The 25,440-nt window shown below is 69.0% G+C and carries 21 protein-coding genes; 2 read left to right on the plus strand and 19 right to left on the minus strand.

All coding sequences use genetic code 11. The annotated features are described in order from the left end of the window. Window positions 1-37: 37 nt before the first annotated feature. From ACIBCU_RS04545 to ACIBCU_RS04560, 4 genes are all read right to left on the minus strand, one after another. Entirely contained in the window at window positions 38-1,735 is a 1,698-nt protein-coding gene (locus ACIBCU_RS04545) for an LCP family protein (protein WP_399229172.1), read from the minus strand. Between the two features lie 19 nt (window positions 1,736-1,754). After that, window positions 1,755-2,372, minus strand: coding sequence for a nicotinate-nucleotide adenylyltransferase (gene nadD, locus ACIBCU_RS04550; RefSeq protein ID WP_362935849.1), 618 nt, complete (start codon window positions 2,370-2,372; stop codon window positions 1,755-1,757). Between the two features lie 38 nt (window positions 2,373-2,410). After that, window positions 2,411-2,572: a hypothetical protein gene (locus ACIBCU_RS04555; protein WP_164493695.1), complete on the minus strand. Its 162-nt coding sequence runs from the start codon at window positions 2,570-2,572 to the stop codon at window positions 2,411-2,413. A gap of 84 nt (window positions 2,573-2,656) precedes the next feature. After that, on the minus strand, window positions 2,657-2,809 hold the full coding sequence (locus tag ACIBCU_RS04560) for a hypothetical protein (RefSeq protein ID WP_362935852.1): 153 nt from the start codon (window positions 2,807-2,809) through the stop codon (window positions 2,657-2,659). A gap of 111 nt (window positions 2,810-2,920) precedes the next feature. Here ACIBCU_RS04560 and ACIBCU_RS04565 point away from each other — a divergent pair, with 111 nt between their 5' ends. Next, window positions 2,921-4,066: a M48 family metallopeptidase gene (locus ACIBCU_RS04565; protein WP_399229175.1), complete on the plus strand. Its 1,146-nt coding sequence runs from the start codon at window positions 2,921-2,923 to the stop codon at window positions 4,064-4,066. Here the strand turns inward: ACIBCU_RS04565 and ACIBCU_RS04570 are convergent. The 5 genes from ACIBCU_RS04570 to proB form a co-directional block, all read right to left on the minus strand. Then, the gene (locus ACIBCU_RS04570) at window positions 3,999-5,120 is read right to left on the minus strand and encodes a hypothetical protein (protein ID WP_399229177.1); all 1,122 of its coding nucleotides are present in this window, start codon (window positions 5,118-5,120) and stop codon (window positions 3,999-4,001) included. The two genes, ACIBCU_RS04565 and ACIBCU_RS04570, sit on opposite strands and share 68 nt — an antisense overlap. Window positions 5,121-5,462: 342 nt before the next feature. After that, window positions 5,463-6,062 (minus strand): hypothetical protein, encoded by a 600-nt coding sequence (locus ACIBCU_RS04575; protein ID WP_399229179.1) that lies wholly within the window; start codon window positions 6,060-6,062, stop codon window positions 5,463-5,465. Window positions 6,063-6,138: 76 nt separating this feature from the next. After that, on the minus strand, window positions 6,139-7,422 hold the full coding sequence (locus tag ACIBCU_RS04580; RefSeq protein WP_362935864.1) for a glutamate-5-semialdehyde dehydrogenase: 1,284 nt from the start codon (window positions 7,420-7,422) through the stop codon (window positions 6,139-6,141). A gap of 98 nt (window positions 7,423-7,520) precedes the next feature. Then, entirely contained in the window at window positions 7,521-8,006 is a 486-nt protein-coding gene (locus ACIBCU_RS04585; RefSeq protein WP_362935867.1) for a hypothetical protein, read from the minus strand. Window positions 8,007-8,136: 130 nt separating this feature from the next. Further along, window positions 8,137-9,255, minus strand: a complete 1,119-nt coding sequence (gene proB, locus ACIBCU_RS04590) for a glutamate 5-kinase (RefSeq protein WP_362935870.1) — start codon at window positions 9,253-9,255, stop codon at window positions 8,137-8,139. 297 nt (window positions 9,256-9,552) lie between these two features. On the opposite strand from proB, the gene ACIBCU_RS04595 reads away from it, so the two are divergent. Continuing rightward, the gene (locus ACIBCU_RS04595) at window positions 9,553-10,965 is read left to right on the plus strand and encodes a polysaccharide pyruvyl transferase family protein (RefSeq protein ID WP_399229182.1); all 1,413 of its coding nucleotides are present in this window, start codon (window positions 9,553-9,555) and stop codon (window positions 10,963-10,965) included. A gap of 31 nt (window positions 10,966-10,996) precedes the next feature. On the opposite strand, the gene ACIBCU_RS04600 is transcribed toward ACIBCU_RS04595, so the two are convergent. The 10 genes from ACIBCU_RS04600 to obgE all read right to left on the minus strand — a co-directional run bounded on the left by ACIBCU_RS04600 (window position 10,997) and on the right by obgE (window position 25,375). Further along, entirely contained in the window at window positions 10,997-12,220 is a 1,224-nt protein-coding gene (locus ACIBCU_RS04600; RefSeq protein WP_399229184.1) for a glycosyltransferase family 2 protein, read from the minus strand. A gap of 211 nt (window positions 12,221-12,431) precedes the next feature. Beyond that, on the minus strand, window positions 12,432-13,028 hold the full coding sequence (rfbC, locus tag ACIBCU_RS04605; protein WP_362935879.1) for a dTDP-4-dehydrorhamnose 3,5-epimerase: 597 nt from the start codon (window positions 13,026-13,028) through the stop codon (window positions 12,432-12,434). 94 nt (window positions 13,029-13,122) lie between these two features. Continuing rightward, window positions 13,123-15,117 carry a glycosyltransferase family 2 protein gene (locus ACIBCU_RS04610; RefSeq protein ID WP_399229187.1) on the minus strand — a complete coding sequence of 665 codons (1,995 nt, stop codon included), beginning with the start codon at window positions 15,115-15,117 and terminating at the stop codon, window positions 13,123-13,125. Window positions 15,118-15,354: 237 nt separating this feature from the next. Beyond that, the gene (locus ACIBCU_RS04615; RefSeq protein WP_399229189.1) at window positions 15,355-16,206 is read right to left on the minus strand and encodes a hypothetical protein; all 852 of its coding nucleotides are present in this window, start codon (window positions 16,204-16,206) and stop codon (window positions 15,355-15,357) included. Window positions 16,207-16,433: 227 nt separating this feature from the next. Further along, window positions 16,434-17,312, minus strand: coding sequence for a dTDP-4-dehydrorhamnose reductase (gene rfbD, locus ACIBCU_RS04620; protein ID WP_362935888.1), 879 nt, complete (start codon window positions 17,310-17,312; stop codon window positions 16,434-16,436). Between the two features lie 144 nt (window positions 17,313-17,456). Then, on the minus strand, window positions 17,457-18,443 hold the full coding sequence (gene rfbB / locus ACIBCU_RS04625; protein WP_362935891.1) for a dTDP-glucose 4,6-dehydratase: 987 nt from the start codon (window positions 18,441-18,443) through the stop codon (window positions 17,457-17,459). After that, window positions 18,440-19,510: a glucose-1-phosphate thymidylyltransferase gene (locus tag ACIBCU_RS04630; protein WP_362935894.1), complete on the minus strand. Its 1,071-nt coding sequence runs from the start codon at window positions 19,508-19,510 to the stop codon at window positions 18,440-18,442. The genes rfbB and ACIBCU_RS04630 overlap by 4 nt, the downstream gene beginning before the upstream one ends. A 445-nt stretch (window positions 19,511-19,955) precedes the next feature. Continuing rightward, entirely contained in the window at window positions 19,956-22,001 is a 2,046-nt protein-coding gene (locus ACIBCU_RS04635) for a hypothetical protein (RefSeq protein WP_362935897.1), read from the minus strand. Window positions 22,002-22,130: 129 nt separating this feature from the next. Then, window positions 22,131-23,633 carry a bifunctional cytidylyltransferase/SDR family oxidoreductase gene (locus ACIBCU_RS04640; protein ID WP_362935900.1) on the minus strand — a complete coding sequence of 501 codons (1,503 nt, stop codon included), beginning with the start codon at window positions 23,631-23,633 and terminating at the stop codon, window positions 22,131-22,133. Between the two features lie 299 nt (window positions 23,634-23,932). Next, on the minus strand, window positions 23,933-25,375 hold the full coding sequence (gene obgE, locus ACIBCU_RS04645; RefSeq protein WP_362935903.1) for a GTPase ObgE: 1,443 nt from the start codon (window positions 25,373-25,375) through the stop codon (window positions 23,933-23,935). Window positions 25,376-25,440 lie beyond the last annotated feature (65 nt).

Raw genomic sequence — 25,440 nt, forward strand, 5'->3', positions numbered from 1 at the left:
GATCGACCTCTAGGGTCTCACGGACCGCCGACAGCCCTTACGACGTCGGCTCGGCGATCTTGTAGTCCTGTCCGAGGGCGACGGACACGTCGGCGTTCGCGGCCGGCTCGCCCTTCTTCACAGTGCTCTCCGGCAGGCCCAGGGTCTTGGCGACCTCGACCGCCTTCGCCTTGTCCTCGGCGGCCCCGTAGACCACCTCGGACGACGCAGCGGCGTCCGCCTTGCCGCTGTCGACGAAGGCGTAGCCCCCGTTGACGAGCTGCACCCTGGCGTTCTCCGTGCCCTTCGTGTCGCCCGTGGCGTTCTTGATGCCGACGCGTACCGCCGCGCCCTGGTCCGGGGCCTTCACCTTGCCGCCCAGGACGTCCTTGACGACGCTCTCGGTCGCCGCATCGGTGAGGGTTCCGTCGCTCTGCACCGGGAGCAGCTCCGTCTCGTAGTCGCCCACCTTGGCGTGCCCGGCGAGCTTCGCGAGCGAGGCGCCCAGGTCCTGCTCCGGCAGGGACGGGTCGAGGATCTGCGCGAGGGTCTCGATGGTGACGGTCGCGGCCTTGGGGTCCTCGGACAGCTTGCGCAGCACGCCGCGCATGACCTGCCCGAAGCGCATCAGCTGCTTGGCCTCCGGCTCGCCCGCACCCTGGTAGGTGGCGTACGCCACGGCCATCGGGCCGCTCAGCGTCTGCGCCTCCCCCTTGTTCACCAGGGGCGCCGCGCCCTTCTTGGAGTCGGGCACAGCGGTGTCGGTGTCCACCTCGATGTTGCCCACGAGCTCGACGAGGTTCTCGAGGTACGGGGTGTCGAGGCGCCAGGTGCCGCTGATGCTGGTGCCGAGCAGGGTGTCGATCGCCTCACGGGTGCCGGTGGACCCGTCGTCGTCGACGGACTTGCCGAGCGTGGTGGTGGACCCGTCGTCCGCGGCCACGGCCAGCGAGTTGGGGAGCAGGACGGTGGTGCCCTGCTCGGTGGTGACGTTGTCGACGAGCAGCGCTGTCGAGGTGCCGCCCTTCTTGGTGTTGTGCAGGTGGACGACGATGACGTCCCGCTTCTGCGGTCCCGTCGCCGCCGCGTTCTGCTCGTCCTTGCCCGAGACTCCCGGGATCTTTCCGGCGAACCAGAGGTAGCCCGCTCCGCCGACGACCACGAGAGCCACGACGACTATGAGCGCGACCATCCGGTTGTGCCCGCGCCGGCGTGCTTCCTCGCGCCGCTCGCTGCGGCTCTCGGTGAATTTGAGCCAGTCGATGACATCTTCGGAGTCCTCGTCGGGCTCCTCGATGAAGGAGAACTGCTCGGTGCGGTAGTCGCGGTCGGCACGGCGTTGCCCCGGGAGGGCTGCGTCCGCCGGCGGTTCCGGTTCGCTCCGCTGTTCCGGGAACGGGGGCGGGGGCGCGGCCGCCGGTGCGGCGGGGGGCTGGGGCGCGTTCCACTGCTGGGTGGAGTCGTCCACGGCGGGCTGCCGACCGGTGTCGTAGCCGTACGTGCCGTAGCCGCCGTCGTAGCCGTACCCCTGCTGCGTCGGCTGGGCCTGCTGGGCGGCGTACGGGTCGTACTGCTGCGTACCGGCGTACGGGTCGTAGCCGTAGCCCTGCTGCGACTGCCCGTCCTGCTGGGGCTGTTGGGCGTACGGGTCGTACTGCTGCTGGCCCTGCTGCTGATAGACCGGCTGCCCGTACTCGTCGTAGCCCATGATCTGTGGCTGCTGGTACGGGTCGTACGGGTCGTGTCGGTCGGTCACAGGTGCCCCTCTCCGTGGCTCATTCGCCGCGGTACAGCTGGCGCTTGTCGATGTAGCGGACGACACCGTCCGGCACGAGGTACCAGACCGGCTCCCCCTGCGCGACCCTGGCACGGCAGTCCGTGGACGAGATCGCCAGCGCGGGCACCTCCATCAGCGAGACGCCGCCCTTGGGCAGCCCGTCGTCCGTCAGCAGATGCCCCGGCCGCGTCACGCCGATGAAGTGGGAGAGCGAGAAGAGCTCCTCGGCGTCCCGCCAGGTCAGGATCTGGGACAGGGCGTCGGCGCCGGTGATGAAGAAGAGGTCCGCGTCGCCGTGGACCGCGCGCAGGTCCCGCAGCGTATCGATCGTGTACGTCCGTCCGCCACGGTCGATGTCGCTGCGGCTGACCGAGAACTGCGGGTTGGACGCCGTCGCGATGACCGTCATCAGATAGCGGTCCTCGGCCGGCGAGACCTGCTTGTGACTCTTCTGCCAGGGCTGCCCGGTCGGGACGAAGACGACCTCGTCGAGGTGGAAGTGGGCCGCCACTTCGCTCGCCGCCACCAGGTGTCCGTGATGGATCGGGTCAAAGGTCCCGCCCATCACGCCGATTCGGCGCTTGCCGCGGCCGGTAGGCACTTCCTGCTCTCCCATGCGTGCAGACCCTACTGGCACAGCTGTTCGCCTCTGCCTCAGCGGTCCCGGTTGAAGCGGGTGGTGATCCACAGCAGGAGCAGCAGCACGAAGAGCGCGCCGCCACCGGTGAGGTACGGGCTGAGGCTTTCGTGGTTACCACCCTGCTCGCCTTCGGAGGCGAGGGTGACCAGCTGGTGCGCGGTGCTCGAGAGGCTCATCTTCTGCAGGACCTATCCATCGGGAATCAGGAGGGAGACGTCGCGCACATCGTATGCGGGCGCCACGGGCACGCTCACGCCGACTCAGTCGTTGTTGTCGTCGTCGCGGTATCCACGCAGGAGGAACCAGGCGAGCAGGGCGGCGCCGACGAGCGAGACGAGCAGCACGATCCGGAGCGTGTTGCCCGGTCCCTGGTCCTCGGACACGGCGGCGAGCATGACGGCGGTGTGCGGCATTCCGGGCGCTCCTCAAAGTTATCCACAGCCCCCCGCACACCGTAGCTCCAGCACATACGCTGGCTTTTGTCAGGGGGACGAGCAACGTCTCGTACGAACAGGGGGCCATCCATGACCGACGCCAGTCACGAGAGCGTGCCGAGCAGGCACCGCAAGCGATTCCCGGACATCTCCTCGCGGGCCTACGAGCATCCGGCGGATCGCTCGGCCCTGGTGGCCCTGCGCAAGCTGAGCGGTTTCGACACCGTGTTCAAGGCGCTGAGCGGCCTCCTGCCCGAGCGCAGTCTGCGGCTGCTCTTCCTCTCGGACTCCGTCCGGGTGAGCGACGCCCAGTTCACACATCTCAACGACATGCTGCGGGACGCGTGTTACATCCTGGACCTCAAGAAGGTCCCGCCGATGTATGTGAATCAGGACCCGCAGCCCAACGCCATGTGCATCGGCCTCGACGAGCCGATCATCGTGGTGACGACCGGACTGGTGGAGCTGCTCGACGAGGAGGAGATGCGGGCCGTCGTCGGCCACGAGGTGGGCCATGCCCTCTCCGGCCACGCGGTGTACCGCACGATATTGCTCTTCCTCACCAATCTGGCGCTCAAGGTGGCGTGGATCCCGCTCGGCAATGTCGCGATCATGGCGATCGTGACCGCGCTGCGCGAGTGGTTCCGCAAGTCGGAGCTGTCCGCCGACCGCGCCGGACTGCTGGTGGGACAGGATCTGCGTGCCTCGATGCGCGGGCTGATGAAGATCGCCGGCGGTAATCATCTCCACGAGATGAATGTGGACGCCTTCCTGGCCCAGGCCGACGAGTACGAGAAGGGCGGCGACCTCCGCGACTCCGTGCTCAAGATCCTCAATGTGCTGCCCCGGACGCATCCGTTCACCACGGTCCGCGCGGCCGAGCTGAAGAAGTGGTCGGAGACCCGCGACTACCAGCGCATCATGGACGGCCATTACCCCAAGCGCGACGAGGACAAGGACACGTCGGTGACGGACTCCTTCCGTGAGTCCGCGTCGCACTACGCCGACACGGTGCGCACCAGCAAGGACCCGCTGATGAAGCTGGTCGGTGACATCGCGGGCGGTGCGGGCGACCTCGGCGGCAAGCTCCGCGACAAATTCACCGGAGCCGCGGGCGGGGGCGCCGCCGGTGGTGGCGCGGGCAAGGGCGGCGCTCCGGCCTCGGACGCTACGGACGGGTCCGAGGGGACCTGGCGACGCCCGGATCCCGAAGAGGGCTCTGGGTCGGGGAGCTGACGGTCAGGGTGCCGCAGAGCGCCGCCGCGGGTACACCCGTGGCATAGGGGTCGGTGCCTGCGGGCCCCCGGGTGTCCGCCCGCTCGCCCGCGAGCAGCGGACGCAGCACTCCCGTCGTATCGGCCGAGCACGACTGCGGGCCGGCCTGGACGTAGGCGCTGCGGACCTCCAGCCGGTGCAGCCGGATGTCCTCGCGGTCGAGCAGGAAGTGCAGGACGCGGCGCACGGTGAAGAGCGAGGCTCCGTCGGCCCGGTGGGGGCCGGACACGGCGGGTCGCAGCGCGTAGGTGAAGGTGTGGTCGGACACCACCTCCAGGGTGTCCGCCCCCGCTTCCGAGTAGGAGAGGGTGCCCTGGACCCTGATGTCGGAGTCGGCCAGTTCCACCTCGGCCGGGTCGAAGCGCACCAGCCAGCCGGTCGCACTGTGCTCGCCGTCGTCAGCCGGTGAGTCCATGCTCCGGTCGAACTGCGCCGTCTGGTCCGGGTCGAGCAGCCGGCCGATCGGCCTCACGACCCCCGAGGTGAGTACGTCGGGGTCGAGGGAGGAGCCCACCAGGTAGTCCTTCACCGTGGTCAGGGCCATGGTCACCTGGTTGTCCGAGAAGTTCTTCGTCCGCCGGACCGACGGAAAGTTGATGCCCGCGGCCCCCGTCCGGTGCCCGGCGGCCGGGCCGTCGGCGAGGAGCGACTCGGCGGCCCCTCCGGGTACGGGGCTTCGGGGGGCGAGCGGGATCACCGTGGTCTGGAGGGGTTCGGCGCGCCTGCCGACAGGCGTCGGGTAGGGGTTGCGGAAGCCGAAGTAGACGGCGGTGGCGAATGCCAGCGCGATCAGCACGACGAGAGCGATGCCCGCCCTGGAGCGGTGCCGGCGGGTGGGGCGGCCAGGCAGGGAGCGCACGGCGCGCGCGTGGTCACCCATGCGCTCCTGGGCGGAGAACTCCTGCAGCCGGGCAGCACGGACGAACGATTCGTCGAAGACGAGTGAGCGGTACTCGTCCTCCCCGCCCGAGGGGTTCTCGGGCGGCCCTTCCGGCGGTTCTCCGCGGCCTGTCATGACTTCTCCCGTTCTCCGCGCCACCGGCGGGGGCTGGCGCTGGGGTCCGCCTCAGCCGCTTGGCGTCGGGCGGGCCTGTCCGTCACGGGTTTCGACACATGGACACGTGACTTGCCCTCTTCCCGGGGACGGGGACGAGAGGAGGGGTCACAAGGTCATACCTTCAGATTGGGTCGATCCTCATCAAGGTAAACGCCCCGCAGGTGGGAGCGCAGGTGGAGCGCCGCCGGGAGGACGGCGGGGAGGACGGCCGTGGCAGCGTCACCGGGCAGGCGTCCCACCGTCGGACAGGGGTCGTCGCCGTCCGGCAGGAGCGGCGTCGGCATACCCCGGGAGCCCGGCTCAGGGGGTATGCGGAACGGCCGGGACAGCAGGGCGGGAGTAGTCGGCCGAGGCGGAGGGAGCCACGCCCGGCTTGTCGACGCCGCTGGTCGCCGGGGGCGGCACCTTGTCCTGCCTACTGGCCGCGGCGCCCCGGTACACGGCGCTGAAGGCCAGCGCCACCATCCCGATCCCCATCATGAGGGCGAGCAGCCAGGCGACCGGCCGGTGCCAGCGCGACGTACCCCGGTAAGGGCGCAGGGAGCCGCCGTGACGCCCGTAGGGGCCGTTGTCGCCCTCGTGGACGGCATCGGGGTCATCGGGGTCGTAGAAGTCGCCGAAGGCCCTCTCGCGGCCGTACGCACCCTCCGGGCCGTAACCCTCGTCGTAGAGGTCGTCGTCCAGGGCTCCGCCACCGGAGCGCGCCCTGCTCGCCTCGGCTTCGGCGCGGGCCTGCGCGGCGGCCAGCAGACGCTCGACCGCGGTGGGTTCGTGGATCTCTGCGGACCGGACGAAGTCCTCGTCGAACACCACGGAGGCGAAGTCCTCGTCCGCGCCCCCGCGGTCGTCGTCGGGCTCCCAGCCGTCCGGGAACGGCCTGCCCCCCACGTCGTCCGGCACAGCTTCAGCGTAGCCCCGGCGGGGCGATTTGGGCAGGGAGCCCGCACATTCGCCCGCCCCGCCTGAGGGCTCCGGGTCAACGGATGTGGCCGTCGCCGGTGACGATGTACTTCGTGGAGGTCAGCTCCGGCAGTCCCATCGGCCCCCGGGCGTGCAGCTTCTGCGTGGAGATGCCGATCTCGGCGCCGAAGCCGAACTGGCCGCCGTCCGTGAAGCGCGTGGACGCGTTCACGGCGACCGTCGTGGAATCGACCAACTGGGTGAACCGTCGGGCCGCCGCCTGCGAGGTGGTGACGATCGCCTCGGTGTGGCCGGAGGACCAGAGCCTGATGTGCGCCACGGCGGACTCCAGCGACTCCACGACCGCGGCCGCGATGTCGTACGAGAGGTACTCGGTCTCCCAGTCCTCCGGAGTCGCCGGCACGACGGTGGCCTTGGACCCCTCGGCATACGCGAGCACCCGCTCGTCCCCGTGCACCGTGACCCCGGCCTCGGCCAGCGCGTCCAGGGCGAGGGGCAGGAAGTCCGCGGCGACGTCCTTGTGGACCAGGAGGGTCTCGGCGGCGTTGCAGACGCTCGGCCGCTGCGCCTTGGAGTTGACCAGGATCTCGACGGCCATGGAGAGATCGGTCTGCGCGTCGACGTACACGTGACAGTTGCCGGTGCCCGTCTCGATGACGGGCACCGTCGACTCCTCCACGACCGTGCGGATCAGGGAGGCGCCGCCGCGCGGGATCAGTACGTCGACGAGGCCGCGGGCCCGCATCAGCTCGCGGACCGAGTCGCGGTTCTCGCCCGGGACGAGCTGCACCGCGTCCGCCGGGAGGCCGGACCCGCCCACCGCGTCACGGAGCACCCGCACGAGAGCGGTGTTCGAGGCGTACGCCGACGAGGATCCACGCAGCAGTACCGCGTTCCCCGACTTCAGGCAGAGCGCGGCGGCGTCGACCGTCACATTGGGCCGGGCCTCGTAGATGATGCCGACCACTCCGAGCGGCACCCGCACCTGGCGCAGATCGATGCCGTTGGGAAGGGTGGAGCCCCGGACCACCTCGCCGACCGGGTCGGGCAGCGCCGCCACGTCACGTGCGTCGGCGGCGATCGCGCGGATGCGCTCCGGCGTGAGGGTGAGCCGGTCGACGACCGACTCGCTCGTCCCGGCCTCCCGGGCCTTCGCGACGTCCTCGGCGTTGGCCTCGACGATCTCGCTGGTGCGCACCTCAAGGGCGTCCGCGATCGCCAGCAGGGCGTCGTCCTTCGCCGCACGCGGGAGTGGCGCGATGTCGTCGGCGGCTGCGCGTGCCCGGTAGGCGGCCTGGGCGACCGGGGACATGTTGTCGTACGGCGAAAGCGTGGTCATGCCCGCAGGGTAGTGCGCACACTGCGGGCATCCGTCACGTATCCCGTGATGCGAGACAGGCGTATCAGCGCCCGCACACCCGGTCCGCTACGCCCCCGTCAGTACGGGTGTACCCCGACGGGGGCGGCCGGTGGCGGTCCGTAGCCCTCGGCGATGCGCAGGTGGTAGGTCTCCCGGTCGATGACCTCCAGGCCGACGATCTCCCAGGGCGGGAGCTTCGCGCTGGACCGGTGTTCGCCCCACAGCCGCAGCGCCACCGCCGCTGCGTCGTGGAGGTCGCGGGCCTCTTCCCAGTAGCGGATCTCCGCGTGGTCGTTGGCATACCGGCTGGTCAGCAGGAACGGGTGATCGTGCGCCAGCTGTTCCAGCCCGCGCCTGATCTCTTTCAGCGGTGTCTCACCGCCGGAGACACTGAGGGTGATGTGCCACAGCTTGGAGCGGGTCAGCTCCTCGTCCGTCACCACCGGTTCCTGCTCGGTGGTCTGGTCGGTGGGCGTGCCGACGAAGTCGGCTCCCGCCCCGACGCTGGTCAGGGCACGGCTGCCCGTTCCGCGGGGCAGCGCCCCCGGGCGCGCTCGTCTCACCGGCGGCCTCCTGTGAATGTGTAGCTGTGCCGACTCCTCTGTGTCCCCGTGACAAAGTTGACCAGCCCGGGGCCGGGCGCGGGGCGCTTTTCGTGAAGGTCTCCGCCCGAAGGCTGGACTTTCAGCCGTTTCAGGGGGTCGGGCGGGGCGTGAGGACGACGAGATCGTCCCTGTGTACGACTTCCCGCTCGTAGGCCGGACCCAGCTCGCGCGCGAGGTCGCGAGTGGACCGCCCGAGCAGCTGCGGGATCTCCTTGGCATCGAAGTTGACCAGCCCGCGGGCGACGGCCCGGCCGGCCGGGTCCCGCAGCTCGACCGGGTCCCCCGCGGAGAACTCGCCCTCGACCGCGGAGATCCCGGCGGGGAGCAGGGATGTCCGGCGCTCGACGACGGCGCGCACGGCTCCGTCGTCGAGCACGAGGGCGCCCTGCGGCGTCGAGGCATGGGCCAGCCAGAGCAGCCGGTCGGCCGATCGGCGCCCGGTGCGGTGGAAGTACGTGCCGGTGTCACGCCCGCCGAGGGCGTCGGCGACGTGGCTCGCCGAGGTGAGGACGACCGGGATCCCTGCGGCCGTGGCGATCCTGGCGGCCTCCACCTTGGTGACCATGCCTCCGGTGCCGACACCCGCCTTCCCCGCGCTGCCGATGGTGACGCCTTCCAGGTCGGCCGGCCCGCTCACCTCCGCGATGCGGGAGGTGCCCGGCCTGCTCGGGTCCCCGTCGTAGAGTCCGTCGACGTCGGACAGGAGGACGAGCAGATCCGCGTGGACCAGGTGGGCGACGAGCGCGGCGAGCCGGTCGTTGTCCCCGAACCGGATCTCGTCCGTGGCGACCGTGTCGTTCTCGTTGACGACGGGGAACGCGCCCATCTCCAGGAGCTGGTCGAGCGTGCTGTAGGCGTTGCGGTAGTGGGCGCGCCGGCTGGTGTCGTCCGAGGTCAGCAGCACCTGCCCGACCCGTACGCCGTAACGGGCGAAGGACGCGGTGTAGCGGGCGACGAGGAGCCCCTGGCCGACACTGGCCGCGGCCTGCTGGCGGGCCAGGTCCTTGGGCCTGCGGACGAGACCGAGGGGGGCGAGGCCGGCCGCGATGGCGCCGCTGGAGACGAGGACGATCTCGCGTTCCCCGCCGCTCCTGACCTTGGCGAGGACGTCGACGAGCGCGTCCACCCGATCGGCGTCAAGCCCTCCCGCCGCTGTGGTGAGCGAGGAGGAGCCGACCTTGACGACGACCCGGCGGGCGTCGGTCACACCGGGCCTGCGCCCCGCGCCGCCCCCGGAGGGTGTGCGGAGCGCGCCTTCGGGCTCCCTTGCCGCGCCTTCGGATTCCCTTGCCCCTGACACGTACGCCCGTCCCCATCACGTCGTCCTGCTCGGTTCCGCTCAATCTACGCGAGGGGGCGGGGCCGGCACCGAGCCGTCTCAGCTGCTGTCGCCGCGCGGACGTCATTACACAGACCGGCCGGTCCGGGTCACGTTTCGACATGCGCCTGAATGGGCCCATTTACGCAATCTCCACCCGCCATTCATAGAGCTACCCTCTATTGCGTGACAGATGAACTCTCCCGCCAGAAGCGCATTCTCCTCAGATCGGGCAAAAGCCCCTTCGATGTGGCTTCGCTCGAACAGTCCCTCGACAGAGATGTCTTCGCGACCAACGCGGGCAACCTGATCTTCAGTGACGCGGCGCACAAGCTTCTGGCGACTCCGCGGGCAGAGGTCTTCTCCAACGGCATCCGTACGGATCCGGCGGCGGCCGACCGCATGAACGAGGAGTTCGACGTCTTCGTCGTCCCCCTGGCGAACGCCTTCCGCCCGACGTTCGAGCGGCCCCTGAAGCGAATGACGCAGCTGATCAAGAAGCTGCGCATCCCCGTCGTCGTCCTGGGTGTCGGCGCGCAGGCCGACCTCAAGTACGACGCCGCCCGGCTCAAGGCGATGGAGCCGACCGTCAGGGAGTTCGTCACCGAGGTGCTCAACCGCAGCGCCTCCATCGGCGTGCGGGGCGAGTTCACCGAGCAGTACCTCAAGAACATGGGATTCCGGGACGTCGAGGTCATCGGCTGCCCCTCCATGTTCATGAACGGCGAGACGTTCACGCTCGAGAAGAAGTCCGAGTCGCTCACGACGGAATCCCGCATCTCGGTGAACGGATCGCACAGCGCCGTACGTTCGCACGGCCTCGACGCCATCATCCGTCAGGCCCACAAGCGCTATCCGAATCTGCGGTTCATCGGGCAGAACCTCCTCGAGGCCGAGCTGCTCCACTGGCGGGAGACGTCGAACCCGATCGGCGCCCAGACCTCGATGCCGACCCATCCGTCCCACCCGATGTACCGCGAGGGCAAGGTCCGGCTCTACGTCGACCCGGCCACCTGGATCGAGGAGCTACGCGCGTTCGACTTCTCGTTCGGCTCGCGCATCCACGGGAACATCGCGGCGCTGCTGGCCGGCGTCCCGAGCACCGTGCTCTGCAGCGACTCGCGGACCCTGGAGCTCTGCCGCTACTTCGGCATTCCGCACCGCAAGATCACCGAGACGCCCAAGAACATCGACCCCGCCGAGCTCTACGAGGCGGCGGACTTCGGCGAGCTGGTGAACGGCCACAAGGAACGCTTCCTCCGCTTCACCGGCTTCATGGAGAAGAACGGCCTGGAGAACACCTTCCACCACGGCGACGGCGGGAAGGCGTTCGACGCGCAGATGTCCAAGCTCGCGCTCCCGCCCGCCGCCCGGCCGTGGACCGACACCGACCCCGAGACCCTGAGCAGCCGCTTCAGCTGGCTGCAGAGCAGGCTCGAGGAGCTGACGGAGGAGAACAACGAGCTGAGGCGGGCCCAGCTCACCGGCAGGCCCGACCGCTTCGGCATCAGGGCACGCGGCGGCGCGGGCGCCACGTACAGGCGTGCCCGGCGCGTGGTGGGCAGACCGGTCAGGAGGTTTCTCCGCCCGGAGCAATGAGGGCGGGCCTGGAGCCGCGTCCGCCCGGTCCCTAGTTGTGCGCCCGGTGCGGGATGCGCCGGGCCGACCGGGCAGCCCTGCCCGCCTTGCGGACCAGGCGACGCGTGATCGAGGTGACGGTCTGCTTCTTCGGCACCTCGATCCGCTTGCCGCCGACCCACTCCCTCACGGTCAGTTCGTACGCGGAGTCCGGCAGCCCCGCGTCCTCGCCGAAGTGCGGATAGGCGAGGTACACCCTGCCCCGGAGCCCCTTGCGGACCACCTCGGGCTCATGCTTGTCCGCCATGAACCGGAGGACGTCCAGGAGGAGATCCAGCCGGCCACGGGCCATGCAGGCCAGCCGCAGCCGCTCGTGGACCTTGAGGCGGCGGCCCAGACCCGCCGACCAGTAGGCCTTGAGCAGCGGGGTGGCCAGCTCCATCTTCTCCCTCCGCACGGCCTCGGACTGCCGCAGCAGGGACGGGCCGAACTGCGGCAGCAGGGTGATGACGAAAGGCCGGACCATCAGGTCGTCCCGCTCGGGCCCCGGCGGAAGCTGTGCCGCGATGAGCTCCGCCAGTGCCCGGGCGGAGTCGAAGCGCAGCCGGTGGCTCCCGCTCCGGGTCACGTGCTTGCCGTCGTCCCGGCCCACCAGGTAGTAGCAGGTGTAGTCGGCGACGACGGACACCCCGTTGCCGCGCAGGTACGCCTCCATGGTGAAGAGCGCGTCCTCGCCGGTCTTCAGCCCTTCGTCGAAGGTCAGTCCGAGCCGCACGAGCATCTCCCGCCGGAAGAGCTTCTGGGCGCTCAGGGTGAACTTGATGCGGGAGGAGAAGAGGTCGGCACGCTCGACGGTCTCCTTCCACATCGACTTCGGCGCTCCGCGGTTGACGCCGACGACCTTGCCGAGCACCACGTCGGTACCGGCCCGGTCGCCCATCGCGACCAGCCGTTCCAGGGCCTCCTCGCCGAAGTAGTCGTCCGCGTCGAGGAAGAAGACGTAGCGCCCGCGGGCCAGCCCGAGTCCGACGTTGCGTGGCCCGCTGGGCCCGCCGGAGTTCTCCTGGTGGACGACACGGGTCTCGATCGCGGTACGGGCGGCGAACTCGTCCAGGTACTCCCCCGTGCCGTCCTTGGACCCGTCGTCGACGGCTATGATCTCCATCCGTCCGGCCGGCAGGGTCTGCGCCTCCACGGACTCCAGGCAGCGGATCAGGTACGGCATCGCCTCGTAAGCCCCGATGACGACGCTGACGTCTGGTGCGCTTGTGCTCATCTCTCCCCGGTCCGCACACTTCGCTCTTCAGGAGAAGACGGCGGAACGGTGGTTCATGCCGCGTTCCTCGCGCAGACACATGAAAGCGGCCTGCCCGTTCCCCTCTTGACAAAGGAGACGGACAGGCCGTTCATAAGGTTGCCTCTGATGCCGGACTACCTGTGGACATGCGAGGAACAACTCCGCGCGGGCCAGGAGCCCGCGGGCCGGGTCAGCGTGCGCGCAGCTGCTCCCGGAAGGAGACGCAGTCCTCGTAGCGGGGCAGCAGACCACGCTCCTCCGCCTCGGCGAGCGTCGGCGCCTGCTCGTCCTTCGGGGAGAGCAGGGGCGCGATGCCCTCGGGCCAGGTGATGGCCAGACCGGGGTCGAGCGGGTTGATGCCGTGCTCACGCTCGGGGGCGTACCCCTCGGAGCAGAGGTACACCACGGTGGCGTCGTCGCTCAGGGCGAAGAAGGCGTGTCCGAGGCCTTCGGAGAGGTACACCGCGTGGTGGGTCTCGTCGTCGAGCCGGACGATCTCCCACTGCTTGTACGTCGGCGAGCCGACCCTGATGTCGACGATGACGTCGAGAACCGCGCCCCGCACACACTTGACGTACTTCGCCTGGCTCGGCGGCACGTCCGCGTAGTGGATGCCGCGCAGGGTGCCGCGCCTGGACACCGAGCAGTTCGCCTGGACGAGGCTGAGTTCCTGTCCGGTCGCGGTACGGAAGTCCGCGCCCCGGAACCACTCGTGGAAGCTGCCGCGGTCGTCCGGGAACACCTTCGGCTCGTGAACCCAGGCGCCTTCGATGGACAGAGGTCGCATACGTCTCTACTTCTCTCTCGACTGACTGTTCTGTGCGCTGCGGCGTACGCCGCCGGAGTGGGACGCCGGCCCGCCGTCGTGGCGGGCCGGGCCCTCAGCCGAACAGGCCGCGCTTGATCCTTCCCGCCACGCGTCGGGGGAAGGATCGCTTCTTCGGGGCGGGGGCGGGCTTCTTCTTCGCGGCGGGCTTCTCGGCGGGAGCGGGCTTCGCGGCTGCGACGGTGCCGTCGTCCGCGACCCGGAGCACTGCGGGGAGGGAGCTCCACCGCGGCTTGCCGCGTCTGGCCGAGGGCATGCCCAGCCCCATGTCCCAGACCTGCCCCGGGAGCAGGCCGCCGGGCAGCTCTGCGGTCAGCACGGCACCCTTGGGAGCCGCGGTGAGGGTGGCGTCCGCCTGGACCGTATCGGCGCCCGCGGACTTGAAGCGCAGGACCACGGGCTCGGTACCGGCCGCGGGGCCCACCGCGAGCGGCAGCGGCAGCTTCACGCGGCCGCTCTCGATCCGGACGTCCTCGGGCGCGAGCCGTCGCACGTCCCGGTCGATACGGCCGGTGGCGAGGTCCACGTCGAGCGAGAGGTTGCCGTGCGGCTCGGTCCAGTAGGGCAGGACCACCCTGCGCGGCGAGCCGGTCAGGCGGCCGAGGCGGCTCTCCTCGACCTGGTCGGCACGGACCGCTCCCAGGCGGGTCTCCTTGGTCCAGCCGCAGGAGCTGATCCGGAAGAGGATGTCCCAGATGCCGTCCCCGAGCGGTGCCCCGTTGGCGGCGGTCTCCGGATCGATCGTCGCGGCGGCCCGCAGTTCCTGCCGGAACGTGGAGCCGCTCCCGACCGGGATCCGCTCCCTCGTGAACTCCACCGGCTGGAAGAACTCGGCAGCCGTGGAGCGCTCACGCACGACGAGGTCGACCTTGGAGTTCTCGACCGGCGCCACGATGCTGACCCCGAGGCCGGCGATCCTGCTCAGGGTCTCCTCGGCGAGCTGCGGGGCGAGCAGGTCCTCGCCGTCCTCGGAACGGAAGGTCATCGGAGCGTCCGACACCTGGTACTCGGCGCTGAAGCCCACCTTCAGGGAACCGCCGTCCCAGGCGAGGCTCTCGAGGCGACCGACGGGCCTGATGCCGGACTCCCACCGGGCCAGCTCCTCGATGTCACCGAGGCGGCCGTCCACGATGAGGGCGGCGACTATCTGCTGGGTCGGCTGCATGCCCGCGGCGACGCCCGGGCCGAACCGCTCCGTGACCACACCGCGGATCTCGGTGAAGAGTTCCGCGCGGTAGTCCTCGGGGAGGCTCAGCAGCCGATTGCCACGGAGCCGCTCCACCATCTCGTTGCGCAGCCAGCGGCGGTAGAGGCCGTCACGGATCTTCCCCGGCTCGGTGTACTGCTCGACGATGTCCAGCGCTTCACGGAGGTTGCCGTAGTAGCCCACCGGGTCGAAGCGCTGGAAGCCGGCGTTCGAGGCGTCCTCGCGCTTGATGTGGTAGTAGCACAGGTAGTCGCTGAGGACGGAGATGTTCGCCGCCCGCAGGTAGGTCTCCACGACGAAGACGTGGTCCTCCAGGCGTCGGCGTCCCTCACGGAACTTGATGCCGTTGCTCTCCAGGAACTCCCTGCGGAACATCTTGTGCGGCGTCAGGCTGTCGATCAGCGGGGCGTTGGAGACGCTCGCCCGCGGGCGGTTGACGCGGAAGAGCTCCACCGGGACCGGACGGCCCTTGCCCGCCATCTTCCCGATGATGACGTCGGAGCCGTTCTCCACGCCGTAGCGGTACATGCGTTCGAGCGCCTCGTCGCCGAGCCAGTCGTCGTTGTCGACGTACATGACGAACTCGCCCTTGGCCGCCGCCGTCCCGACGTTGCGCGGCTTGCCCGACCAGCCCGACGACTCCTGATGGATGACGTGCATGTTCGGGTGGGCAGCGGCGAGTTCGTCCAGGCGGGCGGGGGTGGCGTCCGTGGAACCGTCGTCGACGAAGATCGCCTCGTACTCGTCGTCCGGCAGGGACTGCCGCAACAGGGAGGAAATGCAGTCCTCGATGTACTCGCCCGGGTTGTATACAGGAATGACGACGCTGACCTTGACGGACATGCAGAACCTCATCTGGTAATCAGGAAAAAATCGGCGCTGAATCCCACCCGGGACGCCCGCCCGACAGGATATATCCGGAGAGGAGGGCCCTTCTCCGGGGTGGATGTTCGGTAATCAGGCGAGGACAATGAGTAACGGGCCGACGCGGGGCGAACGACGAGCCGCCGGGCCCAGAATGTGCCCGGCGGCGGTCGGAGTCCGGCGACTTCAGGAACGGACGCCGGACGGGCCACGCATTCAGCTCTTGGTGCTTTCCTCGCTGTAGCGCTTCTTGAGCACCCGCTTCTTGTTCGTTCCTTCTGCGTTCTTGCCCTTCTCAATGATGACCAGGTTGTGGTAGAAGTGCATGCCCACAATGTTGAGGTCCGTGTAGGACGGCTCGTAATCCTCGTCCACGAACTCCTCGTAGTTGAGGCCGTCGGCGAGCCTCTTCAGCATCGACATGCTGGTCTTCGGGTCGTCGCGGTCCTCACTGCCCTGCCATTCCGGCCAGTACGAGGTCTGCGTGTCCTCGACGGCATAGATCCCGCCGTCCTTGAGCAGCGGGAAAAGCGTCTTGAACGTTGTCAGAATGTGCGGACTCAGATGACTGCCGTCGTCGATGATGACGTCCAGCGTGCCGATCTTCGATGCCACACCGACGAGGGAGCCGGGGTCGGACTGGTCGCCGATGAAGGTCGTGATCCGCTCCTCGTCGACAAATGACTTGTCCTGAATGTCCATTCCGAAGATCTGCGCCTTGGGGAAGAAGTGCTTCCACATGCGCAGTGAGGCGCCGCCTTGCCCCGCTCTGCTGTAACCGCCGATACCGATCTCCAGCAGATTGAAGGATTCGTTCTTCAGGTGCTCGAGGTGCCGCTGATAGTGCTGCGCATACCGGTGGGTGCCCCACTTGTCCGTCCTGAAGTGCTGGGCGAGCTTGCGCAGGTCGTGCGAGATCGCAGCAATCCCCGTGGGCGTAGGCGCGGCGGGACGGGGAACAGCGACAGGCACGCCCGCCAGTCTCCTCCGGAAACGGCGCAGCCGCTTCCACCCCGCCTCTCCGACAATTGCCCTGACCATCTTCTTCGCAGCCGTCGTTGTTGCCATCGTACGGATCCCCTTCCGTATGGAACACTGCAGAGGCATCACACGGTGAGTCGTGACACAAGAAGTCCAGCCTGTCAGCGATTCGTGAACCCGGGAGTTCGGAGTCGATTCGCCGGCTCGGCCGACACAGGAACAGCGTGACCGCCGAAATGCGTCAGCCTCGCGCCGACCGGCTCGATAGGCAGTGAACTTACTGGGTCCGGGCAACAGTCGGCAATCACCACAGGTCACGGAGTTCCGTGGAGATCCTTGAAAGACTCCGCGAGTGCCTCCCGCCAATTCCGGATGGGCTCAAGACCGGCTTTCGCCCAACGGTCGTGACCCAGCACGCTGTACGCGGGACGCGGAGCCGGCCGGGCGAAGGCCGCGCTGGTGGTCGGGCGGACACGTTCCGGGTCGGCGCCCAGCTGCTCGAAGATGGCGCGGGTGAAACCGAACCACGTCGTCTCGCCGCCGCTGGTTCCGTGGTAGATGCCCGCCGGTGCCGTACCGGCGAGGGCGCCCTGCCCCAGCCGTACGAGCCGGTCGGCCAGGTCAGCGGTCCAGGTGGGCTGGCCCAGCTGGTCGTCCACGACGTCCAGCGTGTCCTTGATGCCCTCGAGCTTGATCATCGTACGGACGAAGTTACCTCCACCCGCTCCGTACAGCCACGCGGTGCGGACGACGTAACCCTTGTCGGGCAGCAGGGAGAGGACGGCCCGCTCGCCCGCCAGCTTGGTCCGCCCGTAGGCGCTCCTCGGCGCGGTGGGCGCGTCCTCGGCATAAGGCTCGCTCGCCTGCCCGTCGAACACGTAGTCGGTGGAGACCTGGAGGAGCACGATTCCGTGCTCGGCGCAGACCTCGGCGAGGAGCCGTGGGCCCTCCCCGTTGATGCGCAGCGCCTCGTCCTCGCGGGTCTCGGCGTCGTCCACCGCGGTCCAGGCGGCACAGTTGACGATCACGGACGGACCGTGCTCCTCGACGGCCTGTCGCACGGAACCCGCGTCGGTGATGTCCAGCGCCTTGCGGTCCAGACCCACGGCGATCGCGCCGTCCCGGGCCAACCTGGCCAGGACGTCCCGCGCGAGCATCCCGCCCGCTCCTGTGACCAGCCAACTGCCGCTCATACCGCATCCCGCTTTCTGTTGTGCCTGCCGGCGTGAACCCCGAGCCGGCGCGAACCCGGCAGCCCGTGGGGAGCCGGAACCCCTGGGGCCCGGCTCCCGCGTCGCTCACCGCCGGGGTTCACCCCGCATCGTAGGGCGTAGGGCTCAGAGAGCCGCGCTGTCCTTCAGCGGCTCCCACCAGGCGCGGTTGTCGCGGTACCACTGGACGGTCTCGGCGAGCCCCTGCTTGAAGTCCTTGCGGGGCTCGTAGCCGAGCTCTTCCCTGATCTTGGCGCAGTCCACCGAGTAACGGCGGTCGTGGCCCTTGCGGTCCTCGACGTAGGTCACGCTGGTCTCCCAGTCGGCGCCGCAGGCCTCGAGCAGCAGGCCGGTCAGCTCCTTGTTGGAGAGTTCGGTGCCACCGCCGATGTTGTAGACCTCGCCGGCCCGGCCCTTCGTGCGCACCAGCTCGATGCCCTGGACGTGGTCGTCGATGTGCAGCCAGTCGCGGACGTTCGCCCCGTCGCCGTACAGCGGGACGGACTTGCCGTCCAGCAGGTTGGTGACGAAGAGCGGGATGACCTTCTCGGGGAAGTGGTGGTGCCCGTAGTTGTTGGAGCACCGGGTCACCCGCACGTCGAGGCCGTGCGTGCGGTGGTACGAGAGGGCGATCAGGTCGCTGGACGCCTTGGCGGAGGAGTACGGCGAGTTGGGCTCGAGCGGGTGCGTCTCCGGCCAGGAGCCCTCGTCGATCGACCCGTAGACCTCGTCCGTCGAGATGTGCACGAAGGTCTTGATCCCGGCCAGGTGTGCGGCGTGGATCAGGGTGTGCGTGCCCACGACGTTCGTACGGACGAACTCGGCGCCGCCGTCGATGGAGCGGTCCACGTGGGACTCGGCGGCGAAGTGCACCACCTGGTCGTGCTCGGCCATCAGCTTGCCGACGAGTTCGGGATCGCAGATGTCACCCTGCACGAAGGCGAAGCCGGGGTGGTCACGGACCTCGTCGAGGTTGGCCGGGTTACCCGCGTAGGTGAGCTTGTCGAGCACCGTGACAGCCACGTCGCCCGGCCCTTCGGGGCCCAGCAGGGTGCGGACGTAGTGGGAACCGATGAAGCCGGCCCCGCCGGTCACCAGGATGTCGGTCGTCATGAGGAGATCTGCACCTTGCTGTGGTCGCCGAGCACGAGTCGGTGGGCGGAGGGGCTGCGGGGCGCGGGGGTCACTTCGACGTTACGGCCGATGAGCGACGCCTCGACCCGCCGGACTCCGATGATGGAGGCGTCCTTCAGGACGATGGAGTACTCGATCTCGCTGTCCGCGATGTTGCAGCCTTCGGAGATCGAGGTGAACGGGCCGACGTAGGAGTCGCTGATCACCGAGTCCGCCCCGATGATCACGGGGCCCACGATGCGGCTCCCGGTCACCTTGGCCCCCTTCTCGATGCGGACCCTGCCGATGATCTCGCTGCCGTCGTCGACCTCCGCCTCCTCGGCGTACGGCTCGACGGTCTCCAGCACCGAGCGGTTGACCTCCAGCATGTCGGTGACGTTGCCGGTGTCCTTCCAGTACCCGGAGATCGTGGTGGAGCGCACGTTCCGCTGCTGGTCGATCAGCCACTGGATGGCGTGGGTGATCTCCAGCTCGCCCCGCCAGGACGGCTCGATCGAGCGGACCGCCTCGTGGATGGAGGGGGTGAAGAGGTAGACGCCGACCAGGGCCAGATCGCTCTTGGGGGCCTTCGGCTTCTCCTCCAGGGCGACGACCCGTCCGTCGGAGTCGAGCTCCGCGACACCGAAGGAGGTGGGGTTGGGGACATGCGTCAGCAGGATCTGGGCGTCGGGCCGGTCGCTGCGGAATTCCTCGACCAGCCCGCTGATGCCACCGACGATGAAGTTGTCGCCGAGGTACATGACGAAGTCGTCGTCGCCGAGGAACTCCCGGGCGATGAGCACGGCGTGGGCCAGGCCCAGCGGCTCGTCCTGCGGGATGTAGGTGACCTCGATACCGAACTCGGAGCCGTCACCCACGGCTTCCCGGATCTCGTCGACCGTGTCACCGACGACGATGCCGACCTCGGTGATGCCCGCGTCGGCGATGGCCTCCAGGCCGTAGAAGAGAACCGGCTTGTTGGCGACCGGCACCAGTTGCTTGGCCGATGTGTGGGTGATGGGGCGCAGACGGGTGCCCGCCCCACCGGAGAGTACGAGAGCCTTCACGTTTTTCTGTCCCCATATTGAGAGTGTGGTGATCGAGTGCTGGACACCGGTGCGAACGAAGCATGCTGAGCGCAATGTGATTTTACTGTGAAATCCCTCGCTCCCCCGCCGCACGGGAAGGTGAGGCCGACGCGTCCACCCGGTCGCGCGGGCCCCGGGCGGAGCCGGCCCCGCAGGCGGGAACATCCCTCTCCACGGCTCCGTCCACTACGGACCCCTACCCGATGCAGGCCAAGGAGTGAACACGGCATCACCGATGTACACCCCGGCGACGTCGCGCAGCCGCCGGGAATCGCACTGTCGTTCACGTTCAATTGAGACAGCCGATACGGCGCGTTGGTTGTGCGCTGCACCCGGTTTCGGCCTGTGAGCTGCACCACAAAGGCCCGCCGAAACCCGTTTCCAGGTTTCGACGGGCCCATGCCCGATGTGCGCCTTCCCGGGATCAGCCGCCCACGGGTTCGCCGAGGCTCCGGGCGACACCGATGTTGCGCGCCTCCGCCTTGGCGGCCAGTTCCCGGACCGCCGTGTCGAACTGTTCGATGGAGGTGGGCTCGTCGGGGCCGAGCAGATACTGCTTCAGCTCACGCCGGGCCTCTCCCAGGGAGTCGGCTGCCGGGTCGGTGACGGCGGCCATCAGCTCGTCCAGCTCGACCGCCGAGTTCGAGAGGATCACCGCGGCGCGTACCGCGGTGTTCTGGCGCCGGAATTCCTCCACGCCCATCGCGGCCGAGTCGGTCACCGCGTAGGGCTTGCCGCTCGCGATGAAGTCCGAGACCACGCTGGAGATGTCCGAGACCATGGCGTCCGACTCGTTGAAGCAGTCGTACAGACGGGGCGCGGCCCCGACGATGACCTTGTGCTCCCACCAGCCGGTGGAACGCCAGTAGGCGTCGTTCCACTCTTCCCTGAGCTTCGCGGTCTCCGCCTCGATCTCGGGGTCGACCTTGGCGTCCCGGGACTGCTCGGCCTCGTCCCTGTCGGTCTGCGAACTGCCGGCGAGCCGGGACAGCCTCGTCTCGATGCTGAGCATCGCGGCCTGCGCCTCGGCCTGCCCGGCGCGCAGCGCGTCCCGCTCCTTCGCCCACCGGGGGTCGGTGGCGCGTTCGGCGGCGGCCTGCTCGATCATCGCGGTGATACGGGCGTGCACGGCCTTGGCCTTCCGGCTGCGGGTGCCGGTGAAGGGGTGCGGCTTGTAGAGCACCCGGACCGGCTCGTCGGCGGTGAGCAGACGCCTGACGATGTTCTCGCCCGCCAGCAGCAGTGAGGTGTTGCCGGGATTGTCGTCCCAGCCTTCCCAGGTGGGCGCGTACAGCACGGTCGGGATCGGGTTCTTCGGGGCGCCGGTCCACGGTTTGATCGAGGCGAGCTGGGGGCGTCCCACCTCGACGATGTCCTCGTCGCGGATGCCGACGTCGGCCAGCGCGTAGCGGTCCCGCCCGGCCTTCCCGGCGGTCCACACCTCGTCGTACACCTTGCTGTACGGGTTGACGCTGGCGAGCTTGTCGCTGTCGCCGTGACCGATGAAGACGTGCTTCATCGTCGGGACCCGCAGCATGTGGATGTTCTTGCCGACGTTCGCCGCGTACAGGGCCACGCGGACCGACGAGAGGTCCAGGTTCATCAGGTGGACCCCGCCGGGCACGCAGAGCACCGGCACCGAGGTCATGGCCAGCTGCGGGACGATGTTGCGCTCACGCAGGAAGATCAGCGGCCGCCCGCCGAGCTGGGCCATCGTCTCCAGCCACATGTTCACCTGGTACGCCGAATCCTTGGATCCGGAGAAGTACATGATGACCGTCGGCCGGTAGGTGCCCAGCCAGTCGTCGACCGCAGCGAGGACCTTGGCCTCCGGCGGGACGAGGCGGCTGGGGCGCGCGTAGGGCAGCAGCGCGGCAAGGTAGAGGACGGCGAAGCCGAGCATGAGAGCCAGGCCGCCGTACGCGAAGGCCGCGGTGCCGGTCTCGATGGCGATCAGCACGCCGATCAGGCCGAACAGGTCCAGGTGCAGCATCTTCTCGGCCGGACGGCTCATCAGCCTGCGCGGCGGGGCGTCCCCGATGGCCACGGCGCTCAGGTCGATGTTCCGCGTGACCACCGGCAGCTTGCGGCGCAGCCGGATGAGGGTGACTATCGCGCTCTGCGGCGCCTGGAGCCCGTAGAAGGCCAGCAGGCAGGCCACGGTCACGTAGAAGAGCATCGCCTCGCCGTAGCCCATGCGCGAGAGCAGCAGGACCAGCAGCAGTTGACGCACCAGGAAGCGGATCGAAAGACCCGCGCGCACCGCGGCGAGCCGGTTGATGAGATAGCTGCCGCAGCGGTGAAGATATTGGTCCGCCGCATAGGTCACGAAGGCTGCTGCCGCGAAGAACCACAGGTTGGGGACTATGGCCGCGACCATGACGCACGGGAAGCCCAGACCCAGGAGAAGCGCGGCGGCCAGCTCCGAACCGCTGCCGACACGAGCCAAACGAATGGCTTTCGAAATCACGAAGTACCGCTCCTGAGAATGCCGACTGGAAACCTTACGGGGAAATTGTGAAGAGCGCCTTCACGCATTCGGACCCCGCCGGTTTCGCCCTTACGGCGAACCGACGGGGTCCGAATAGTCGATCACTGATTATGGCACATCGATCTGACGGTCCAGCACCGAGGCCAGGGCCTGCTCGAAGCCGGACGCCTCGCTCGCCCCGCGGGTCGGGTCCTGCTGGCGGACGTCGATCACATGGCCGGTCATCTCGGACAGCAGGACGTCCACGGACGTACGGGCCACGGCCTCGGACGAGAGCAGCGAACCCACCGGCTCCTCGCCGAACGCCTTGGTCCGCATCGGCGTCGCGGTCCGCTCGGGGTTGACGCAGTTCACCCGGACCCCGTCCGCCGCCCACTCGTCCGACAGCGCCTGGGTGAGGTTCACCATGGCGGCCTTGGTGGAGGAGTAGAGGCTGTACTCGGCGCGGCCGCGGGTGTAGGAGCTGGAGGTGTAGAGCAGCAGCTGGCCCTTGGTCTCCGCCAGGTACTTGTACGAGGCGCGGGCGATCTGGACGGGCGCCAGGTAATTGACGTTCAGCGCCTCCTGGATCGTCGCGCTGTCGGTCTCGGCCAGCTTGCCGATACGCAGCACGCCGGCGGTGTTGACCACGTAGTCGATGCGCCCGGTCTCCGCGTACGCCTTGGAGAGCGCCTCGTCGACGTGTTCCGGGTTCTCGATGTGCGTCCCCGTGGTGGAGCGCCCCAGGGCGTACACCTTGGCGCCGAACGACTCCGCGAGCGACGCGATGTCGGCTCCGATGCCGTACGACCCGCCGAAGACCACCATGGTCTTGCCGGTGAGCAGTTCCCGGTAGCCCGCCTCGCCCGTCGGCTGCGGAACGGCCGTCGAGGCCAGCTGGAACAGCTTGTCCGCGATGAAGACGTCGACCGGCTGGGTGACCTTCATGTTGTACTCGTCGCCCGCCACGACGTAGATCGGCACGTCCGGCAGGTACTTCAGGACTACCGAACAGTCGTCGGTGGCCTGGAAGTTGGGGTCACCCGAGGCGACCTCGTACGCCCGCCGGATGGTCGACAGCTTGAACGCCTGGGGCGTCTGGCCGCGACGCAGCCGGGAGCGGTCCGGTACGTCCGTGATGAACGCGCCGTCCTCGCCGTGGGTGCGGGTCACGATGATGGTGTCGGCGGACGGGATGGCGACGTCGACCGCCTGGTAGCGCTCGAGTGCCTCGACGCAGTCCTTGATCACCCGCTGGGAGAGCAGAGGACGCACGGCGTCGTGGAACAGTACGTTGCGGTCCTCCCCGTCGGCCAGGCCCTCGCCGAGTGCCGCGATGGCACGCTCGGTGGTCTCGTTGCGGGTCGAACCGCCCTCGATCACCTTGATGACTTTGGTCAGGCCGGCCTTCGCGACGATCTTCTCGACATCGGAGACATAACCCGGAGCCATCAGGACGATGACGTCGTCGATCGATTCGGCCTGCTGGAAGATGCTCAGAGTGTGCTCGATGACGGCTTTGCCGGCGATCTTCAGCAGCTGCTTCGGTATCGACAGACCCACGCGCTGACCGGTACCGCCGGCGAGTACGACTGCCGTGGTGCGGACTTGGGCTATGTACTGCTCAGACACAGACGACCTACCTTGCGAGGGCTGGGGAACATCCCGATGGTTACACTCTCCGTTACCATCTCGCAAGGTGGACGTCGAGTGCGCCTCACCCGGTGAACACCTGCCGTTCCCCTGCCACACAGGAGAAATACCTGGACCGCGGCCCTGCGGGCAGGTGACCGACGCCACACGCGTGAGCGGCATGGAGCACCTTTGAGCGGGCCTCCGCACACCGGATTTCACCCGGGCGGCCCATCGGCACCCTCCGTACTCCCGCGTCCCGCCCGGGCGGCTTCCCGTCCCCGGGCGGGACCGCGTCATCAGTCGCTGAAGGGCTCGAACCCCTCGTACTCGCGCTGCGCGGCGTCGCCGTCGGACTCGCGCTCGCGGCGGCGCTGCGCGGCGGGGCGCGGAGCCTCCATACGGTGGTCCTCGCCACGGCGGCCCAGCATCTCGGCCCCGGCGGCCATGGTCGGCTCCCAGTCGAAGACGACCGCGTTGTCCTCGGCGCCGATGGCCACGCCGTCGCCGGCCCGGGCGCCCGCCTTGCGCAGCTCGTCCTCGACACCGAGCCGGTTGAGCCGGTCCGCGAGGTAGCCGACGGCCTCGTCGTTGTTGAAGTCGGTCTGCCGGATCCAGCGCTCGGGCTTCTCACCGCGCACGCGGTAGATGCCGTCGTCCTCCACCGTCACGGTGAAGCCGGCGTCGTCGACGGCCTTGGGACGGATGACGACCCGCGTCGACTCCTCCTTCGGCTTGCTGGCCCGGGCCTCGGCGATGATCCCGGCGAGGGCGTACGAGAGGTCGTTGAGGCCCTTGTGCGCGATGGCCGAGACCTCGAAGACGCGGTAGCCGCGCTCCTCCAGGTCGGGGCGGATCATGTCGGCGAGGTCCTGGCCGTCCGGGATGTCGACCTTGTTGAGGGCGACGATGCGCGGGCGGTTCTCGAGGCCGCCGTACAGCCGCAGCTCCTCCTCGATCATGTCGAGGTCGGAGACCGGGTCACGGTCCGACTCCAGCGTCGCGGTGTCCAGGACGTGCACCAGGACGGAGCAGCGCTCTACGTGCCGCAGAAACTCCAGGCCGAGGCCCTTGCCCTGGCTGGCGCCGGGGATGAGCCCCGGGACGTCGGCGATGGTGTAGACGGTCGAGCCGGCGGTGACGACGCCCAGGTTGGGGACGAGGGTCGTGAACGGGTAGTCCGCGATCTTCGGCTTGGCGGCGGAGAGCACCGAGATCAGCGAGGACTTGCCGGCGCTCGGGTAGCCCACGAGCGCGACGTCGGCGACGGTCTTGAGCTCCAGGACGATGTCCCGGCTCTCCCCCGGCTCGCCGAGCAGCGCGAAGCCGGGCGCCTTGCGACGGGCGGAGGCCAGCGCGGCGTTGCCGAGGCCGCCGCGGCCGCCCTGGCCCGCGACGAAGGTGGTCCCCTGGCCGACCAGGTCGGCGAGGACGTTGCCGGCCTTGTCCAGGACGACGGTCCCGTCCGGCACGGGCAGGACGAGGTCCTGGCCGTCCTTGCCGGAGCGGTTGTCACCGGCGCCGGGCTGGCCGTTCGTGGCCTTGCGGTGGGGGTGGTGGTGGTAGTCCAGCAGCGTGGTCACGGCCTGCTCGACGACGAGAATCACATCGCCGCCGCGCCCGCCGTTGCCCCCGTCGGGCCCGCCGAGCGGCTTGAACTTCTCACGGTGTACGGAGGCCACGCCGTGGCCTCCGTTACCCGCGGCGGCATGCAGCTCGACGCGGTCCACGAAGGTGGTCATGGTGGGTGCCTCCAGGTACTACGGAAAAATACGGGAATGTCTCTTGACGTAACGCGCCGAGGGCG

It is taken from the genome of Streptomyces sp. NPDC051064, assembly GCF_044455985.1.
Taxonomy (GTDB): Bacteria; Actinomycetota; Actinomycetes; order Streptomycetales; family Streptomycetaceae; genus Streptomyces.